The organism is Pseudomonas cedrina subsp. cedrina (genome assembly GCF_001983175.1).
In the GTDB taxonomy this organism is placed as follows: Bacteria; Pseudomonadota; Gammaproteobacteria; order Pseudomonadales; family Pseudomonadaceae; genus Aquipseudomonas; species Aquipseudomonas cedrina.
The window spans coordinates 280,416-295,296 of record NZ_MNPW01000009.1 but is presented as its reverse complement, the minus strand read 5'-3'; the positions used below and the strand labels follow the sequence as shown (position 1 = coordinate 295,296).

14 protein-coding genes and 1 tRNA gene are annotated in these 14,881 nt (G+C 61.7%); 2 read left to right on the top strand and 13 right to left on the bottom strand.

The window, feature by feature from the left end; translation table 11 throughout:
• Window positions 1–973 (bottom strand): ShlB/FhaC/HecB family hemolysin secretion/activation protein (locus BLL36_RS20365; protein ID WP_130925976.1); only part of this gene is annotated, 973 nt, incomplete at its 3' end.
• 195 nt (window positions 974–1,168) lie between these two features.
• On the opposite strand from BLL36_RS20365, the gene BLL36_RS20360 reads away from it, so the two are divergent.
• The gene (locus BLL36_RS20360; protein WP_076953108.1) at window positions 1,169–1,705 is read left to right on the top strand and encodes a sterol desaturase family protein; all 537 of its coding nucleotides are present in this window, start codon (window positions 1,169–1,171) and stop codon (window positions 1,703–1,705) included.
• Here the strand turns inward: BLL36_RS20360 and crtB are convergent.
• From crtB to fni, 5 genes are read right to left on the bottom strand one after another with little or no spacing between them, the layout of a single operon-like run.
• A complete protein-coding gene (crtB, locus tag BLL36_RS20355) occupies window positions 1,587–2,585 on the bottom strand; it encodes a 15-cis-phytoene synthase CrtB (RefSeq protein WP_076953107.1) in 999 nt (332 codons plus the stop codon). The genes BLL36_RS20360 and crtB overlap by 119 nt on opposite strands.
• Entirely contained in the window at window positions 2,585–4,075 is a 1,491-nt protein-coding gene (locus BLL36_RS20350; protein WP_076953106.1) for a phytoene desaturase, read from the bottom strand. The genes crtB and BLL36_RS20350 overlap by 1 nt, the downstream gene beginning before the upstream one ends.
• Complete coding sequence (crtY, locus tag BLL36_RS20345) at window positions 4,072–5,238, bottom strand: lycopene beta-cyclase CrtY (RefSeq protein ID WP_076953105.1); 1,167 nt, start codon at window positions 5,236–5,238, stop codon at window positions 4,072–4,074. Before crtY ends, BLL36_RS20350 begins: the two co-directional genes overlap by 4 nt.
• Window positions 5,235–6,509, bottom strand: a complete 1,275-nt coding sequence (locus BLL36_RS20340) for a glycosyltransferase (protein ID WP_076953104.1) — start codon at window positions 6,507–6,509, stop codon at window positions 5,235–5,237. The genes crtY and BLL36_RS20340 overlap by 4 nt, the downstream gene beginning before the upstream one ends.
• Complete coding sequence (gene fni / locus BLL36_RS20335; protein ID WP_076953103.1) at window positions 6,506–7,561, bottom strand: type 2 isopentenyl-diphosphate Delta-isomerase; 1,056 nt, start codon at window positions 7,559–7,561, stop codon at window positions 6,506–6,508. The genes BLL36_RS20340 and fni overlap by 4 nt, the downstream gene beginning before the upstream one ends.
• Before the next feature lie 214 nt (window positions 7,562–7,775).
• Here fni and BLL36_RS20330 point away from each other — a divergent pair, with 214 nt between their 5' ends.
• The gene (locus BLL36_RS20330; RefSeq protein WP_076953102.1) at window positions 7,776–8,681 is read left to right on the top strand and encodes a polyprenyl synthetase family protein; all 906 of its coding nucleotides are present in this window, start codon (window positions 7,776–7,778) and stop codon (window positions 8,679–8,681) included.
• On the opposite strand, the gene BLL36_RS20325 is transcribed toward BLL36_RS20330, so the two are convergent.
• From BLL36_RS20325 to BLL36_RS20295, 7 genes are all read right to left on the bottom strand, one after another.
• The gene (locus tag BLL36_RS20325) at window positions 8,682–9,149 is read right to left on the bottom strand and encodes a hypothetical protein (RefSeq protein WP_076953101.1); all 468 of its coding nucleotides are present in this window, start codon (window positions 9,147–9,149) and stop codon (window positions 8,682–8,684) included.
• Window positions 9,150–9,306: 157 nt separating this feature from the next.
• Window positions 9,307–10,320: a DUF3829 domain-containing protein gene (locus tag BLL36_RS20320; protein WP_076953100.1), complete on the bottom strand. Its 1,014-nt coding sequence runs from the start codon at window positions 10,318–10,320 to the stop codon at window positions 9,307–9,309.
• Window positions 10,317–11,885, bottom strand: coding sequence for a J domain-containing protein (locus BLL36_RS20315; RefSeq protein WP_076953099.1), 1,569 nt, complete (start codon window positions 11,883–11,885; stop codon window positions 10,317–10,319). Before BLL36_RS20315 ends, BLL36_RS20320 begins: the two co-directional genes overlap by 4 nt.
• 324 nt (window positions 11,886–12,209) lie before the next feature.
• Window positions 12,210–12,983 (bottom strand): hypothetical protein, encoded by a 774-nt coding sequence (locus tag BLL36_RS20310; protein ID WP_076953098.1) that lies wholly within the window; start codon window positions 12,981–12,983, stop codon window positions 12,210–12,212.
• Window positions 12,984–13,136: 153 nt separating this feature from the next.
• On the bottom strand, window positions 13,137–13,652 hold the full coding sequence (locus tag BLL36_RS20305) for a hypothetical protein (RefSeq protein ID WP_076953097.1): 516 nt from the start codon (window positions 13,650–13,652) through the stop codon (window positions 13,137–13,139).
• A gap of 161 nt (window positions 13,653–13,813) precedes the next feature.
• Window positions 13,814–13,889: transfer RNA gene (locus tag BLL36_RS20300), tRNA-Asn, on the bottom strand.
• 60 nt (window positions 13,890–13,949) lie between these two features.
• The gene (locus BLL36_RS20295; RefSeq protein WP_076953096.1) at window positions 13,950–14,846 is read right to left on the bottom strand and encodes a LysR family transcriptional regulator; all 897 of its coding nucleotides are present in this window, start codon (window positions 14,844–14,846) and stop codon (window positions 13,950–13,952) included.
• Between the last annotated feature and the right edge of the window lie 35 nt (window positions 14,847–14,881).

The window sequence follows — 14,881 nt, the reverse complement described above, 5'->3', positions numbered from 1 at the left end:
TCTGGCTGTCGCCCGATTGCTTAAAGTTGAAACCGCTGGCCTGGGCCAGGGAACGGTATTCGGTTTCGCTGTAGCTGTAATTGAGGTTCCACCAGCCGAAGGGCAGGTTGTAATTGAGCATCGAGTTACGCGAGGTTTTCTGGTGATCGCTGACCGCATCGTGGCCGCCGCGCAGCGACAATTGATCCGCCAGGCCCAGCGGGTTATCCCAATCGAAGCTGGCGCCCCACTGCTGCACGCCGGTGCTGCGCTGGCCGCCGTTGTGGCGGGACAGGCCGACGCGCCAGGGTTTTTGCGGGGTGTTCTTGACCAGCACATCACTGCCACCGACGGCCTTGCCGGGAGCCAGCTCCATCTGCGCCTGGTTCGATGGCAGGCGGTTCAACTGGTCGACCATCTGCTCGATCTCGCGCAGGTTGAGCAGGTCGCCCGGTTTGCCGGGGAAGCTCATGGCCAGTTGGCGGTCGGTGATGCCGCTGCCTTCGGCGCCCTTCAGCCCTTCCAGACGGCCTTCCACCACTCGCACCTCGAGGTTGCCGCTGGCGAGGTTTTGTTGCGGCAAGTAGGCGCGACTGGTGACCAGGCCTTTGGCCAGGTAGTGGTCGGTGATGACTTTGAGCAGATCATTGAGCTGCGGCACGCCGAGGCATTGGCCGATGTAGGGCTTGAGCAGGCGGTTGCGCTCGGATTCGGACAGGGCGTCGGCGCCGGTGAGCTCGATGGTGTTGATCGCGAAGCAGCGGGTGTCGGCGGGTGCCGTCGGCTTGGCTGGAGTAGCAGCTTTGCCGGGCAGGTCCTTGAGGTCTTCGAGGCGGCGTTGTTGCTCCTCGAGCAGGCGGTCCTGGCGGTCGCGGATCAGGTCAGTGACGCCGGGCGTGTTTTGCGGGGTTGCGGCTTGAGCCATGCCGGCTGCGCCAAGGCAGATAAAAGCGGATAACAGGCCGATCCTGGTTCGACGTACCGTACGCCACATTTCTAGATCCCTCTATATGGCATCGTGCCATCAATGGGTGGCGATCATAGTAGTGGCGATATAGTGGCGTCAATTAAATGTACAACTTTGTACCACTGCGGGTACTGACTAACACCTGCTGTACCACTGAGCACATACTCAGAACGTTGCGCACTGAAACGAGTCTGAACAGCTGACTTATCGCGAGTGACTTAAATGATTTTCAACGCTCTGGTGTTCCTGACCACCCTGATCGGCATGGAAGGCTTCGCGTTCTTCGCCCATAAGTACGTGATGCACGGGTGGGGTTGGGGTTGGCATCGGTCTCACCATGAACCCCGCACGGGATGGTTCGAGAAGAATGATCTGTATGCGGTGGTGTTCGCGCTGTTCGCCATCGCGCTGATTGCCCTCGGCAATGAGGGCGTGCACCCGCTTGAGTGGATCGGCGCAGGCATGACGGCGTACGGTTTTCTGTACTTCCTCGCCCACGACGGCCTGGTGCACAAGCGCTGGCCGTTACGGTACGTGCCGAGAAACGGCTATCTGAAGCGCCTTTACCAGGCGCATCGGATGCATCACGCCGTTCCCGGCAAGGCCGGGTGCGTCTCTTTCGGTTTTTTGTACGCGCCGTCTATTGCGACACTTCGGCGCCAGCTTCGCGCGCTGCATGGCGGCCCGTTGGAAAAGCGTGACGGGGACGTTGCCAAAGATCAGCGGGGCGAGCAGGCCAGCGGCGGCCACGGGACTTGATGGCGCGCCAGAGCCCCGCCAGCACCAGGCGGAGCTTGTCGAGCTTCGAGGTCGAGACGCGTGTATCCCAAGCCTTGCTGCCGCTCTGCTTGACCTTGATACCGATCTCCCGGTAAACCCCGCTGGCCGTCGCCACCGCCCACGCAGAGCGCCACGGCAAGGCGGTCAAACCCGCCTCGGCGCTGACGTAGAAAGGCTCCGCCCTGTCGACAAGGCGCTGCGCCAGTACGGCCAGGGCTGCTCGATACTCAGGCTCGGCCAGGTGCTGCGCTGGTATCGCGAACTCATCCAGCCATGCTTGCGGCAGATAGCAGCGGCCCACGCCTGCATCCTCGACGATGTCCCGGGCGATGTTGGTCAATTGAAAGCCCATACCCAGGTCACACGCGCGGTCCAGGGTCTGTTCGTCGCTCACGCCCATGACTTGCGCCATCATCAGCCCGACCACGCCGGCAACGTGGTAGCAGTAGTCCAGCGTGTCCTCGATGCGCTGATAGTGGCGTTGTTGAACGTCCATCGCGAACCCGGACAGATGTTCCAACGCATACGTCTCGTGCAGGCGATGACGGATCACCACTTCGCGAAACGCCGCGAACGCCTCGGTCTCGACGGGCTGGCCGGCGAATACCGCGTGCGTCTGGGCAACCAGCGCGGCGAGCCGTTGATTGACCTCGTCCTGCCCAACGGGCGTTGCCGAATGGCCTGCCTCCTGGCCATCGATCACGTCGTCGCAATGTCGACACCAGGCATACAGCATCACGGCGCTGCGACGCGTGGCCGGGTCGAACAGCCGCGACGCCGCCGCGAAACTCTTGGAGCCGACGGCGATGCTTCGGGTCGCATGGTCGAGCAGCGTCTGATCATCATCTTGAATAGCCATCACCGGTGCAGGTCCTCCAGCATGAGTCCGGCGGTGGCCTTGGCGGACCCAATCACGCCAGGCACGCCAGCGCCTGGATGGGTGCCCGCGCCGACCAGGTAGACATTGCCGAGTTTGGCGTCGCGGTTGTGCGGGCGGAACCAGGCACTTTGGGTGAGGATGGGCTCGAGGGAAAATGCAGAGCCCAAGTGCGCGTTCAGTTCGTGTTGAAAATCCGTCGGCGTGAAGATACAACAGGTGACCAGATCCTCGCGCAGCCCTGGTATGTAGTGCTTTTCGAGGTAGTCGAAAATCCGATCCCGATAGCGCGGCCCTTCGACGTCCCAATCAATCGGCGCATTGCCCAGATGCGGCACGGGGGACAGCACGTAGTGGCTGGAGCAGCCCGGTGGCGCAAGGCTTGGGTCTGTGATGCAGGGTGCATGCAGGTACAGCGAAAAATCCTCGGCCAGCGCCTTGCCCTTGAAGATCTCCTGGATCAGCGCGCGATAACGCGGCCCGAAGCACACGGTGTGGTGCTGCAACTGTGGCTGCGGGCGCTTGAGCCCGAAGTGAATCACAAACAGCGAGTTGCTGAAGCGCTTGCCCTTGAGGCGAGTGCTTTCCTGCGTTCCTCGGGGATGAGCGCCCAGCAACCGGGCATAGGTGTGCACCACATCCGCGTTGGAGGCGACGCAGTCGGCGTGGAATTGTCGTCCGTCCTCAAGGCGCACACCGGTGGCGCGGTCATTGGCCACCTCAATGCTGGACACGTCGGCATTGAGTTCAACGCGCCCGCCGATGTCCTCAAACAGCCTGACCAGCCCGTTCACCAACGCGCCGGTACCGCCGCGGGGAAACCACACGCCCCACTCGCGCTCAAGCGCATGAATGAGCGTATAGATCGACGACGTGGCAAACGGATTACCGCCCACCAGCAGCGAGTGAAACGAGAACGCCTGGCGCAACCTCTCGTCTTCGATAAAGCTCGACACCTTGGCATACACGCTGCGCCAGGCCTGCAGCCGGGCAAGTTGCGGCCCGGCCTGGATCATGTCGCGAAACGACAGGAACGGCACCGCGCCCAGCTTCAGATAGCCCTCGTGGAACACTGCCTTGGAGTACGCCAGGAAGCGTTGATAGCCTGCCACGTCACGTGGGTTGAACTGGGCGATCTGACGATCCAGCGCCGCCTGGTCGTTGGCGTAATCAAACCGCGAGCCATCCTCCCAACACAGCTGGTAGAACGGCGCCACGGGAAGCAACTCGACGTAGTCGGCCATCCTTCGACCGGCAGCCGTGAACAGCGCCTCGATCGCCGTCGGGTCGGTGATCACCGTCGGGCCCGCGTCGAAGGTGAACCCTTCATCGTGATACACGTAAGCGCGGCCACCGGGCTTGTCGCGCTTTTCCAACAAGGTCGTTTGCACGCCTGCGGCCTGGAGCCGGATTGCCAAGGCAAGCCCGCCAAATCCGGCGCCAATCACGATGGCCTTTTTTGCGTCGGTCATTCTCGATTCTCGTAGTGTCTGGGCAGGTAACGGCACATCGCATGCAAGGCTTCGATGACCGGCACGGGCGGGCTGCCGGAAACCACCCGCAGTTTGTCTGCAACGCTGCTGTTGCCGGCGTAAAAGCGGCTGATCAAGCCTTCGGGAAGGCCATAGAAACGCTGCATCACCCGCCACCGGTCCTCAGGTTGCCCGGCCAGAAACAGCATGCGATTGAGCAGGCGGTAGAAGCGCTGGCGGCGCCAGGCCTGATGGGCGAAGGCCCGTATGCTTTTATAGAGCGCCTCGGCACTCAGGTCGCGTTGTTGCGCGATTCTGTCAGCCAGGCGCACGGCATGGGGCAACGAGTAGCCGGTGGTGCAGTGGAATAAACCTGCGCGCAGGCCCGATAGCGGCTGTCCGTTCGCTTCACGCCAGAATTGCGTGAAGTCGCCCGCCAGGGTGATGGGCAACACGCCCTCCTCTTCACGCAGGCAGGCGGCGACGCTCCAGCCTTGCTCGCTGACGTAATCGGCGATGTGGGCGCGAAGCTGGTCGGCGGACAAGGCCTGGCGATCCACGTAGTGAGTGTCTTCAATCAACAGCGTGTCCGCGCTGAACGGCAGCACATACACGAAACGATAGCCCTGCCCCTGGGCCACTCGAGCGTCCATGATGATCGGTGCTTCGAGGCCATGGGGTGCGTGCAATTGCAGCAGTTGGCCGAGAAATGCCTGGCGCCCGAGCACCATCTGCTCACTCTCCCGCATGCCACGGCCGTCGATGACCGCCTGGGCCGCAAGCGTCTCGCCGGTGGCGAGGGTGACTGACTGCGGTGTCACCTGTGTAAGGCGCTGGCCAGTGCGAAGGTTGTCACCGAGCGCGGCCTGGATCACCTCGGCAAAGCGCTCGGAAGTGATGCTGGCGTACCCGGAAGAAAGACGCCGCGACCGCGCCGGGAAATGCACGTCGTAGCATGGCCAACGGCGCACCACCAAGGGTTCGATCCATTGATGCTGGGCCGGGCTCAGGTCGCCGTCATGAAACGACCAGGTGTGATTGCCGCCGATGCTGGCTTGCTCTTCGAGGCACAGCACGTTCAATTCAGGCCGCAGCTGCTTGAGTCGCCAGGCGATCAAGCCATTGGCCAGACCGCCGCCGGCCAATATCAAGTCGTAGGTCATGGCAAGGTCTCCGCGCAGACGGGCCTGCCGGTGCGCACAACCGTTTCGATGATGTCGGCCGCCCGTTGCGTGCCGCCCGCCTGGTCCAATTGTGCTGCCAGCCGGTGCAAAGGTTCGAGGGGATGGTCGAGCAGCCGAGCCAACGCGTCATGAATCCTCGGTGCGCGCGCGCGCCGACTCAGGTTCAGGCCCACGCCGGCGTGGCTGACCCGCGCGGCCACGCCCGGCTGATCAAAACCAATGGGCATGACCAACACCGGTGTGCGTGCCTTGATCGCGTCCATCACCGTGTTCAAGCCACCATGGGTGACCACCGCATCCGCTCTGTCGAGGACCCACTGTTGCGGCGCAAAATCCACAACCCAGGTTGCCCCGCCGCGCTTGAGGCGTGCTTGCTGCGCAGGGTCCAGGCCGCCGCAATGGGCGACCATTAATTGCGCGTCGAGCCGTGCGCAGGCCTTGGCGATCTGGCGGAACATATCCATGCGTCCACCTTGCAAGGTGCCCAGGCTGGCGAAGATAAATGGGCGTGCAGGGTCGATGACCCACTCGCCTGGCGCCTGATGCTCGGGCGTTCGTAACGGGCCGACGGCGTGAAAGGTCGCAGGCAATTGCTGGCGCGGGAGGTCGAACCCGGCAATCGTCTGGCTGATCTGCGCGTAAGGCGAAAGACACTGGTGAAGCGCATCGCGCGGCTCAATCGCAAACTCCCGGCAGGCCGCGCGGATCACATCGCGCAACGGCTGCATCAACCAGTCATACACCCGCTGGCTGCCTTCGTAGAGGCGTCGGCTGCGCTCGTCCGTGCCATAGGCAAACGGCATGACGGCCAACGCAATCCCAGGCTCACGGTTGACCGGCAGTGCACAGGCCACGGAAATGAACGGCACGTCCAACGCCTCCGCCACCAGGCCACCGGCGGCTTCCATCTGGTCGCACAGCAGCGTATCGATGCGGCTCTGAGTCAGTGCCTGGGGCAATTCACGGCACAGCATGCGGGTGGTCGCGCACAAATCGCGAATCACGCCACGCAGCCGCAGAGGATTGTTTGACGTCGCTGCCCGGCGTAACACATCGGCGAGGCTGCCCGGCGGATGACTGACGGCGCCCAGGGTGTGAAACCCCACACGAGGGTCGGTGAGCCAGCGGCGCGCATCGGCCTGCTGAAAAAACGTGACGCGATGACCACGGTCGATCAACGCCGACGCCAACGCCTGGAACGCCTGGAAATGGCTATAGAACGCCGGCGCGACGACCCCGAAATGACTCATGGGCGCAGAGGCAATAAGGGGGCGGTGGACAGCAGACGCGCACGTCGCAACGCCGCAAAGTTGGTCGAGCCGGTGCAGAAGCAGGCAATGCGCAGCTGCCTGATGACGATGTCGAAATGCTCGATGACCGCCGACGTCGACAGGGTGGCCTCGCGCAGAACGCCTGCCGCCTGGCCAATCACATCGGCACCCAGGCAGATGGCCTTGGCCGCGTCGACGCCGTTGCGGATGCCGCCAGAGGCAATCAAGGGCATGTCGGGCAATGCGCGCCGAACGTTTTGCAGGCTGGTGGCGGTCGGTATGCCCCAGCCGGCGAAGGCTTCGGCTACCCGTCGATCCTGCGGCCGCACGGCGCGCGCAGCTTCGACCGCGGCCCAACTCGTACCGCCCAGCCCCGCGATGTCAATAACCTGCACGCCGACACCGGCCAGGGTCAATGCGACCTGCGCCGAGATCCCGGCACCGACCTCCTTCACCACAACAGGCACCCCGACGGTTTCCACGGTGCGCCGGATGGCCTCCAGCACCCCGCACCAATTGCGGTCGCCTTCGGCCTGCACCGCTTCCTGCAGCGGGTTGAGATGAATGATCAAGGCGTCGGCCTGCAGTGTGTCCACCGACCGGCGCGCCAGGTCGAGGCCATCGTGCTCCAATAATTGCGCGGCGCCGATATTGCCCAATAACGCGATATCTGGCGCCAGGCGGCGCAGTTCGCGGGTCAGGCCTTGGTCGTTGCCACTGCGCAGTCCCACCCGCTGCGAGCCGACGCCCATGGCGATGCCAAGCGCCTGGGCCGCCTCGGCCAGATGGCGGTTGATCGCCGTGGAACGCTCGGCGCCGCCCGTCATGGAACTGATCAGCAAGGGTGCGCGCAGCGCCCTGCCGACCAGCCCGCAGCTCAAGTCGATGGCGTCGAGGTCCAGCTCAGGCAACGCACAGTGTTCAAATTGCAAGGCGTCGAAGCCTGTGCCGATGCCGCTTGGGCAGGCGCTTGCGTTGAGCACGATGTCCAGGTGATCGTCCTTGCGTCTACTCAGATCGTTGTCACTCATTACAAGCCCCACATTGCTTGAATCATTTTGTGCTCGACACTGTCAGCTACTAAGATAACTTATACAAAGAAGTGATGAGCGCATAAGTTTTTTGCGGCTAAGACTGAGGCACCTCCGATGCCCAGTCGTTCCCAACTTTTAGCGTGGCAGCTCAAAGCCCCCCGTGCGGACGCCCATTCGCAACACATTCGCACCAGTAGAGGTAAATACATCGATGACCACGCAACCCGGCGCCATCCTCGATCTCGGTTTTACCGAGCGCCTTTCTCAGGTACGCGCGTCCATCGAGAAGCGCCTGGATGAGTTACTGTCCGAAAGCCGCAACGAGCGCGACCTGGTGGCGCTCGCCATGCGCGAATCCACGTTGGCGCCCGGCAAGCGCATGCGCCCTATCCTGCTGATCCTGATTGCCGACGGGCTTGGGCATAGAAGCAACTGCGCCCTGGACCTGGGTTGCGCGGTCGAGCTGATCCACGCCGCGTCGTTGGTGCTCGACGACATGCCGTGCATGGACAACGCGTCACTCAGGCGCGGCCGGCCAACCGTGCATTTGAAATTCGGCGAAGACGTGGCGATCCTCACCGCAGTCGCGTTGCTGAGCCGCGCGTTTGGTGTGATTGCGTCCATCAGCGAATTGGCGCCCTCGATCAGGACCCAACTCGTCGAGTTGGCCGCCAACGCGGTGGGCATGAAGGGGCTGGTCAGTGGACAGTTTCAGGACCTGCGCGACGGCCAGCGATCCCGAAGCCCCGAACAGATCGCCTTGACCAATAATCTCAAAACCGGGGTCTTGTTCGGCGCCATCGTGGACATGGCCTGGCTGATCAGCAACAGCGACGAACGCGTACGCGCGGTCTTGCAGAACTTTGCCCTCGAGTTGGGGCAGGCTTTCCAGATGTATGACGATCTGTGTGACAACTGCCCGGACAGCGGCAAGGACCAGGGCAAGGATGTGGGCAAGTCCACCTTCGTTTCCATCTACGGCGTGGACAAGGTCAGGGAGCAACTCTATACGCACCTGGCCAACGCCGAGCGCAACCTGCGCCAGGTCTTCGACGATGCCGACATGATTGCCGGCTTCATGGCGATGGTCTTCAAAAAAGCAACGATCACGCGCTGATCAAGGCTGTGGTCGCTGCGCAATGGCTTGCTTGAGCGCAGTGCCGTCGGTGAACCGTTGCTCCTGCACGACGGCGCCGCCCTTGAGCGTCAGCCATTGAACCGAATCACGGTCGCCCTTGTACTCACTGGCGACCCGGCCATCACGGTCCAGCAGGATCCGGTATTTGGCAGAACGCATCGCCGGCACGGCCACCATCTTGACCAGGGAAGGCATCTTTTCGATATCTGCGACATAAATCATGTGGCGCGCTTCGAGATAGCCGGCGGGTGAGTCTTCGATGGCGGCGTTCACCAGTTTCGCCGCCGACATGCTACGGGCCACCAGCAGCACCTGGGCATCGTCGTCGAGGGTATAGGCTTTGTCATTCTGGTCGAGCAACGTCCACTTTTTGACCGGCACAATCGCGTCGTCCGCCAACGCGCTGAAGCACTGAAGCAATAGGGCCACGAGAACAAGACGTCGCATCGTAGAAAACCTCGTTAACGAAAGGGATCCTTATACTAAGTCAGTGGTGCTCAATTCGTCTGGTCATTATCGCGATGGGCGTTGCGGCCTTTGTGCAAATGACGAAAGGAACTCCGGCACTTGGGTCAATTCTGCATTGGCGTTAACAGGCCAAGCCTCAAAAGGTGCTGCGCGCCGGTTTGTTGTAGAAGCTGAGCAAGACGTCGTAGCGATGGGTGACGAGGGCAAAGTCGTCACTCAGTTGCTGTGGCGTCGCATGCTCGTGCCAGTGCTTCTGCAGGGCCTGCAACGCTTGCAGGTACGCGTCCGCCGACGGCGCGATGGTGTGCCAGAGGTAGTTGGCAAACTCGTCCCGTGGCTTGCCGGGGTGAAGACGCACGTAGTCCTTACCCTGCATGCTCGCCAGTTGCACCGCATCGATCAACGGCGCGAGGGTCTCGGGAGTCAGGGTTGCGAGGTACGCCCCTTGCTCCAGCTCATCCACCGCCGCGCGTGCGGCAACCATATAGTTAAGCAAGTGCCAGTGAATATCCTGGCCAAAGCGCGCCTGCAGCAGCGTCAGTTGTGCAGGGCGCAGACGCACGTCCTCACGCGCCAGGCGCTTGCGCAGTTCGGTGGAGGCAGACATATAAGCATCGCCCTTGAGGACCATGGCTTGTGCTGCCTGGCCCTGCGGTGGTTGAAAGCGCGACTGGCCCAGCCGCTGGTAGAAGTCAAACGAGTTGGTCAGCGGCGTGACGTCCTGCAAGGCCAGCACGTATCGCCCGGCCGCATTGATCAACGGGCTATCGGGTTCCAGGCGTTCCAGCTTGCCGGTGATGCGTTGGGCGCAGATATCGTTTTGCAGCTCACGGCCCTGGGCTTCGTCGTGGTCGCCGAACTCCTTGAGGACCCGGTCCATCTGCACAAGGGACTCGTAGGTCTGCTCGTCGAAGATGGAGGGCCTGTACCACTGTTGATGGGTGTAGCCGTAATAGAACAGGCGCCAGTCCCGATCGACGCGGTTCATGCAGTCGATGATCGGCGCCAGGGCGCTGGCCTTGGCGGTTTCGGAGCCGTCACGCTTGTCGAGCCACAGTTGCACTTGCGCCACCTGCTTGCTGGCGCCGGCCAGGCCCAGCAAGGCCAGGCCCAATGTCAGGGCGATGGGGATCAACCATTTCGGATTCATCGCCTGGCCTCCTGGCCGTACCATTGCGCCTCGGTGGCAGGGGCTTGGCATTCCTGTGCGGTGGCCGGCAGGCGGCTGCACAGGCGCTCGGTCCATTGCTGCAGCCCCTGGTTGCGGTTGACCTGGTACTGGCTGTCGAGCATTTTCAATCCGCCGTACAGCACCACACACGCGGCGATGCCCAGGGCAATCATTGAGGTTGGCCATTGGACGTTACCGGCTACCCACGGGGTGTGGGTTTTCAGGGTGCGCCGCTTGAACAGGCCAATGGCCGCCAGCACCAGCAGCAGCGCCACACTGGCCGCCGGGCCGATTTTATAGCCGACTGCTGCCATCATCGCAGCACCTGGCAGCAGGTCGCGCAGCGGCAGCAGCGGCAAGCGCGTCGGGCTCAGCCACCGCGGAAGCAAGCTGCTCAAGCGCTCATCCAGCACACGGTATTGGTGGGCCAACGGGCGCCACACATGCCACCCCACGAAGCCACCTAGCACAATGGGTATCGACCACAACAGGCCGATGCCGAGGGTTCGCAGCAGGTTGCCAGCCAGGGATTCGGCGTGTACCAGAGCGCCAACCATGCAGCCCAGCACAGTCGCCAGCACCAGTGGCCAACTGTCGAATGCACGTTCCCAACCTTGCCAGAAGTAAGGCGTACCGCCTGGCATCGAGGCCGCCACTGTTGGGTGGTCGGCATAAATATCGGCACTGAGCCGTTGGCAGGCTGCCCAGTCGTCCTCGTTCAAACGCTGGGCGAAGGCACGGCGTTGGCCCAGGGTCATGGGAGCCAGCAGCAGGCGCGCGGCGCGTTGCTGCGGAGTGCCGGGAGGTTCGGCCGCCAGCTCGCGTTGTCGGGCGATAAACTGCGGGCTTTGCTGGCGCCGCAACAGCAAGGGCCAATCGCCGGACGGGCAGGTATGGTCGCTGCCGCCATGCCAGCCCTGGCCGGCGCACACCACGTCAAACACCGTCGGTGACCAATAGCGGCTTTCCAGCAGCAGCTTGGCCAACCAGCTGTTGAACCACTGCGTATGGGGGTTCTTGTCGATCCAGGGCTGACGCCTGCGCGCCTCATAGGCTGCCAGGAACCCGGCTTCGTCCTGTTGTTCCAGGGCCAGGCGCAAGGGTTTTTGCAGCGCGGCCTTGCTCTGCGTTTCCAGGGCCTCAATCAGCACGTGAGGCAGGTCCAAGCGTTGCCAGGCGCTCAGCCACTGGAAGGTTTCGAAGGCCCATTGACGGTCATCGAGGTCGACCTCGTGGGTATCAACGATGCGTTGCAGCAGCGTAACTTCAAACATCAGCCCGGCGCCGCTTGCCAGCGCCTGCTGATACTGCTGTTGCAGGGTCTGCGCAACAACGACAGGGGGTGCATGCTCCACAGTCGTCAGCGGATCATCCTCCCGCTGCCATTCGCACCAGTTCAACGCTTCTTCGTAGGCTTCACGCAGGCGTTGAAACCCCTCGGGGTCGTCATCCGGGCGGGTTTTCTTCAGCAGGGTGGCGTATTGGCGTTTGATTGTGCGGGCGTCGGCATCAGGGGACAGGCCGAGGACATTCCAGCAACTCATGTGCGGTGCAACTCCATGAACAACGGCATCGCCCTCCTGGCGGGCGACGCAATGGAGCGCACATTACCTGTTTGCCGCGACGCTGTCCCCGGTACAGTGCTGGCTGCAGCGACTTTCATGGGATCACCTCTGAATCCTGGGATTAGAGACGGTTGCAGGTTTCTCTTTTTGTTGCGATCTGGCTCCACGACCTGGATTCGAACCAGAGGCCCAGTGATTCACAGTCATTTGCTAGCTGTCAGGCTCACAAGGACATGACGAATGTGGCGCACGGATAGCATATTTAAAACAACGGTGATCAGATTACTACTCTCTCAATAATGGTCATTTTCCCGACGGTACTGTCACGCCTAAGTTCTTGGCGATACGCGCAGAGTCTTCTCGACACCCGTGGGCGAAAGCCGCTCTTAGAAACCCCGCCTTGATTTCCCTGGGCTGTTCGTCCAAGCCTGTCATGGCCAATGTGTAATAGCCCTCTGCGCGAAAATCCTCGGCGCTCAATGCTTGAGGACGCGCATTGTCTACAACCCAGGCAATAGCATCTTCACCCGGCTGCAACGCTGTTTTGTGCTTGGGGAAGCAATACGGGAACGACGTCAGCAAGGGGTACTCCGCCACGTACGGATCCTGGCCCTCGAGAGCCAATTTGAGTATCTCCAACCGCCTGCCGTACTCCGCTGTCGACGGGTAGAAGTCCAGGCACTTGGCATATTCCAGAGCACCCGCCATAAGCCCAAGCTCGGCGGCCTGACCATAAAGGTCACACACCGCCTTATTACCTTTGCCAATCGTTTTTACCGCCAGCATCTTGGCCTTCTGGTACATCGCGACGGCATGCCCGGCAGCAACGGCATTGTCCAGGTGTGCATACATTCGAGTACTGAGTGCGGATAGCTCATTGATGAGTGCCCGCCCTTTCGCTCGATCTGCATCTGTCTCGGCCGGCAAGTCCTGAAGTTGTGCATAACCGCGTTGCATTTGCTCCATGGCCTGGTTAGCCGATTCATACTCGGCAATCGCATCGGGTGTCGGTGCAGCAGCGAATGAAAGCGTTGAAATCAAGCAAAGCCCGACGATGGGCAGGTGGTGGAGGGTCATGCGAAGCACCTTGTGAGCGAGCGGGAGAACGCTGTAGGAATTGGGGTCAGGCCCTGGGGAATCCCCCTGCCGGGGGTCGCACGGTAGACGGTTTTTCAACTGAATCGGCCCTGTTTGGACGGCCAACTGTACGGAGGTCTCGCTATGACTGCGCTAGAGCGCCGGTAGGCGGTCTAACGCACAATTGCGGTCTATTTTCGGCTCATCGGCCATGGGAACGCGGGCGCCCGAATCGACATTGAATATGTCAATGTAACAACGGCTCAGCGAGCCCGGAATGTCGACAATCCCTCCTTTGATTACGTAACGTGCGCCCGGCGAAAATTCGCTGACAAAGGCTACGCTGCACGAACGATTGGCGTTGGCCACGCCACGCATCACCAAATGCAGCGGCTTTGCGGCTTCAATCGGAAAAAAACCCTCCGGCGTCGATACATTCTTATAAACGGAAACCAGCTGCCTCCCCGCCCCCGGCTCAATCGCCACGGTCCTGCCGTATTTGCAGCCGATGGCAGGTGCCTCGACCAGAGAGACACCGTTTCGATGATTCTCCATCGACACCAATTCGCTACGGATAAGTGCTTGAGGCGCCCCCGCAGGCACAAGGTATTTCGGCACTGGGGTGCAGCCTGCAAGCAGCAGAACTGAATACAGGTAAAGAGGCTTCATAATTTCCTTATTAATGTCGGTAGCAGCCGGAATTAACCAGCGGATGAATCAGAATAGTCAAGCCAGAAGCGAGAAGAATAGGTATGCGCTTTGATCCCCCTCGGAAAATCCAAGGCAAAAAAAAGCCCGCATCGCTGCAGGCTTCTCTTTGTCTTGCTATCTGGCTCCACGACCTGGACTCGAACCAGGGACCCAATGATTAACAGTCATTTGCTCTACCAACTGAGCTATCGCGGAATGCGCCGTATGTTACTGATTGAAAAGGAGAAGTCAAGCATTCTCTGGCCCTGGCCGCGATTAAACCGGAGGGTCGGTTGAAATCGCCTGTTCCTTGGCCAGCTCCAGCCAGGCCAGGGCGGCAGGCGGCAGGTGGGCGCTGGCGCGCCAGGCCAGGGCGATGTGCCAGTCGGTGTGGGGTTCGTCCAAGGGGATCAGGGCGATGCCAGCGTGTTGATGCTTGTGAGCCAGCATGCGTGGCAGGAACGCGACGCCCAGGCCGGCGGCGACCAGGTCGACGATAAAGTCGATCTGCCCGCTGCGCGCGGTGACTTTGGGCGTGACGCCTTTGCGCTCGCAGGCGGCGAGGATCTTGGCGTTCAGGGCAAAGCCGGCTTCAAACAGGATGAAGGCTGAATCCGCCAGGTCGGTGAAGTCGATGCGCGCGCGTCCGGCCAGGGGATGATCGATGGGCAGTACGGCCATCAGCGGTTCATTGCGCACGGGTTGGTAGTCGAAGGCTTCGTCTGTCGGCAACAGCAGCGCCGCCAGGTCGACCTCCCCTGCTTCCAGGCATTCACGCAGTTTCTTGCTGCCGTATTCGGTGAGTTCGATGTCGATGTCCGGGTAACGGCTGCGGTAGGTGGCAAACATCGCTGCGAACAGCACGCCGCAGCCCACCGGCGGCAGGCCGATGCGCAGTACGCCGCGCTTGAGGCCGCGCAAGTCGTTGATCTCGGCGACCAGGTCGTTATGCTCGGCGAGCAGCACCAGGGCGCGACGGTAGGCGATCTCGCCGGCGGCGGTGAGTTCGTTGCGGTGGCCAAGGCGATTGAGCAATGGCGTGCCCAGTTCGTCTTCGAGGGTCTTGACCGCCTTGCTCACCGTGGATTGGGTCAAGGCCACCACCTCGGCGGCCTGGGAGAAGCCACCCTGGCGCACCACTTCGACAAAGGCTCGTAAGGTTCTCAGGTTCATCAGTATTCCTTTAACGACTAGCCGCCAGCGATAAA

Bases quoted from the DNA above. Each gene is read 5' to 3' on its own strand.
- crtB (WP_076953107.1), bottom strand. From the start codon at position 2,585: ATGGCTATTCAAGATGATGATCAGACGCTGCTCGACCATGCGACCCGA.
- BLL36_RS20330 (WP_076953102.1), top strand. From the start codon at position 7,776: ATGACCACGCAACCCGGCGCCATCCTCGATCTCGGTTTTACCGAGCGC.
- BLL36_RS20320 (WP_076953100.1), bottom strand. From the start codon at position 10,320: ATGAATCCGAAATGGTTGATCCCCATCGCCCTGACATTGGGCCTGGCC.
- BLL36_RS20350 (WP_076953106.1), bottom strand. From the start codon at position 4,075: ATGACCGACGCAAAAAAGGCCATCGTGATTGGCGCCGGATTTGGCGGG.
- BLL36_RS20360 (WP_076953108.1), top strand. From the start codon at position 1,169: ATGATTTTCAACGCTCTGGTGTTCCTGACCACCCTGATCGGCATGGAA.
- crtY (WP_076953105.1), bottom strand. From the start codon at position 5,238: ATGACCTACGACTTGATATTGGCCGGCGGCGGTCTGGCCAATGGCTTG.
- fni (WP_076953103.1), bottom strand. From the start codon at position 7,561: ATGAGTGACAACGATCTGAGTAGACGCAAGGACGATCACCTGGACATC.
- BLL36_RS20305 (WP_076953097.1), bottom strand. From the start codon at position 13,652: ATGAAGCCTCTTTACCTGTATTCAGTTCTGCTGCTTGCAGGCTGCACC.
- BLL36_RS20315 (WP_076953099.1), bottom strand. From the start codon at position 11,885: ATGAGTTGCTGGAATGTCCTCGGCCTGTCCCCTGATGCCGACGCCCGC.
- BLL36_RS20295 (WP_076953096.1), bottom strand. From the start codon at position 14,846: ATGAACCTGAGAACCTTACGAGCCTTTGTCGAAGTGGTGCGCCAGGGT.
- BLL36_RS20340 (WP_076953104.1), bottom strand. From the start codon at position 6,509: ATGAGTCATTTCGGGGTCGTCGCGCCGGCGTTCTATAGCCATTTCCAG.
- BLL36_RS20310 (WP_076953098.1), bottom strand. From the start codon at position 12,983: ATGACCCTCCACCACCTGCCCATCGTCGGGCTTTGCTTGATTTCAACG.
- BLL36_RS20325 (WP_076953101.1), bottom strand. From the start codon at position 9,149: ATGCGACGTCTTGTTCTCGTGGCCCTATTGCTTCAGTGCTTCAGCGCG.